The organism is Rhodobacter capsulatus, from assembly GCF_005144475.1.
Lineage (GTDB): Bacteria > Pseudomonadota > Alphaproteobacteria > Rhodobacterales > Rhodobacteraceae > Rhodobacter > Rhodobacter capsulatus_C.
Window position 1 is genome coordinate 1 of record NZ_SWJZ01000125.1, and the last position, 1,416, is coordinate 1,416.

The following is a 1,416-nucleotide window of genomic DNA, read 5'->3' on the forward strand; positions in this document are numbered from 1 at the left end:
GCGCGCCTGAAGCACACCATGCCTGCGGCTTCACCGGTAGGGTGCCGATCCATGCCGTCCAGATTTGTGCAAGGTTGACCCGCTCCTGTGCCGCTCTTGGCCCAACGCGTTGAACAGCATGGGTTTGTTGCGCCGAACTGCGGGTTTCCGCTGAATGGCGTCACAAATATTTCATTATCATGGGGTTACGGCGGCACTCATGGCGTTTCGGGAGAGATCTCCTGGGCGCCATCGCTGAAGCCCAGTTCCCGCACCACCTTGAAACTCTTCGCTCGGCGCTTGTTGGCGGTGTACCAGACGATCTTTCGCACCTTCGATTGCGAGAATTCGTAGACGACTCCGAGCACGACCTTCTGATCATGCGGATCGAGCATCCATTCGACGGGCAGGCCGATGTCGATCGCCTGATGCGGCAACGACGGCGGTGCAGACTTTTTCTCATCACTCATGACTGGTCCCTCGATGGATTTCAGAAGCCGGATTCGGCAAGTGCGGCGTCGAAAGCCGCTTCGAACCGCGCCCGAAACGCGGGTCCCATAGCGCGGCCGAGCCCGATGATGCCGAGCGGGTCGTGCCGTGCGCTGAGATCGGCGGCGAAGGTTTCGGGCAGGGTCAACGTCACGCTGGTTGGATGCCGTCCTCGGGCACCCCGTCGTTCGCAGACCTCCGGCCAGCCGGTGTCTTTCCAGTCGCGGCAGAGATCATCGCGCAGCCCCTGAGCGACACGCCGGATCAGGAAGGGGACCGGACATCGCGCGGCTTTGGCCCAGGCTTCGACGCGCGGCGCCTGCGCCGCGGTGAGTGAAACGGCGACGTAAACGACCGTCGTCTTTCCCGCGCCTTGAGGAGTGTCGTGTGCCTCTGCTTCGTGGTTCGCCGCAGCCCCTGCGGCGGCCGTGCGCTCCTCGATCGCCGCCGAAGCCATCGCGCCGAAACCTGCCTCCTTCCCGGATTCCACCCCGGTCGCAAGCGCCGAGGTCTCCGGTTCGCGGGCGTTTGGCATCTGCGAGCAGTCATCCTTCGGATTGCCCGCGCTCTCGCCAAATCCGAGTGTTGCCGAAAACCCCGCATCGCGGCGGATGACCCGCATCATATCCTTGCGCGGGGCCATCACGCGACCTCCATCGGAACGGCGATCATCCGGTCGATCTCGTCGAGCAGCTCTGCTGCCTCCTTCACGGCATTGAGCACATGGGTGGCAAGGCCGCGGTTTGGGGTATGCTCCGCGATCTCGCCCAGCAGTCCTTCGCGATCCATCCGCACGTAGGCGGTGCGGTTCGACAGGAACGCCTCACAGGCGGGCAGGGCTGCGAACAGCTCTTGCGCCACGGCCCGTTCCGCTTCCGAGACACGCAGGGGCACCCGGTTCAGGATCACGGAAAACCCCGGCAACTCCTCGGGGCGATCGACCCGGCC

The 1,416-nt window shown here is 64.3% G+C and carries 3 protein-coding genes; all 3 read right to left on the reverse strand.

From position 1 onward, the window contains the following. Positions 1-197 precede the first annotated feature (197 nt). The gene (locus FBT96_RS19405; RefSeq protein ID WP_136909578.1) at positions 198-449 is read right to left on the reverse strand and encodes a hypothetical protein; all 252 of its coding nucleotides are present in this window, start codon (positions 447-449) and stop codon (positions 198-200) included. Positions 450-469: 20 nt separating this feature from the next. Beyond that, positions 470-1,111, reverse strand: coding sequence for a hypothetical protein (locus tag FBT96_RS19410; protein WP_136909580.1), 642 nt, complete (start codon positions 1,109-1,111; stop codon positions 470-472). Continuing rightward, positions 1,111-1,416: hypothetical protein (locus FBT96_RS20920; protein WP_169583639.1), on the reverse strand; the 306-nt coding region annotated here is incomplete at its 5' end. The genes FBT96_RS20920 and FBT96_RS19410, both read right to left, overlap by 1 nt.

Excerpts from the sequence above, each read along its gene's own strand:
- FBT96_RS19405 (WP_136909578.1), bottom strand. The coding sequence starts at position 449 with ATGAGTGATGAGAAAAAGTCTGCACCGCCGTCGTTGCCGCATCAGGCG.
- FBT96_RS19410 (WP_136909580.1), bottom strand. The coding sequence starts at position 1,111 with ATGGCCCCGCGCAAGGATATGATGCGGGTCATCCGCCGCGATGCGGGG.